At 43.6% G+C, this 525-nt stretch carries 1 protein-coding gene; it reads right to left on the bottom strand.

From position 1 onward, the window contains the following. Positions 1–40: 40 nt before the first annotated feature. Positions 41–525: IS3 family transposase (locus ACFQ0C_RS31615; protein ID WP_379372858.1), on the bottom strand; the 485-nt coding region annotated here is incomplete at its 5' end.

The following is a 525-nucleotide window of genomic DNA, read 5'->3' as shown; positions in this document are numbered from 1 at the left end:
TGGATCTCTGTCAAGAAAGTAGACACTCAAATAAGAGATATCACACAACCTTTTTGTAATACATGGCCTCGTATTGATCCGGTGAAACATAGCCCAAAGAACCATGAATTCTCTTACGGTTGTAAAAGAGTTCAATATACTCAAACATTTCTTGCTGTGCTTGTGCCTTAGTCCGAAATTTTGTACAGTAAATAAACTCTTTCTTCAGCACACTGTGGAAAGACTCGATGCAGGCGTTATCGTAACAGTTTCCTTTACGGCTCATGCTAGCTTTCATGCGATACTTCTTAAGTCGGGCACGGTATGCTTTCGAGGCATATTGTGAGCCTCGATCAGAATGATGTATGAGTCGTTTAGGTGGCTTCTTGGACTCATAAGCTTGATCTAGCGCAGCTAGCACCAAGTCTTCTGTCATCCTGTCACCGAGCTTCCAGCCAACGATTTTACGCGTGTATAGATCCATTACACTAGCGAGGTACAAGCGGCCTTCACGACACGGCACGTAAGTGATATCCGTTAACCAGA

Origin of the sequence: Paenibacillus sp. GCM10027630, from assembly GCF_042676305.1 — a bacterium.
Classification (GTDB): domain Bacteria; phylum Bacillota; class Bacilli; order Paenibacillales; family NBRC-103111; genus Paenibacillus_S.
The sequence above is the reverse complement of the archived record's forward strand: the minus strand, read 5'-3'. Positions and strand labels throughout refer to the sequence as shown.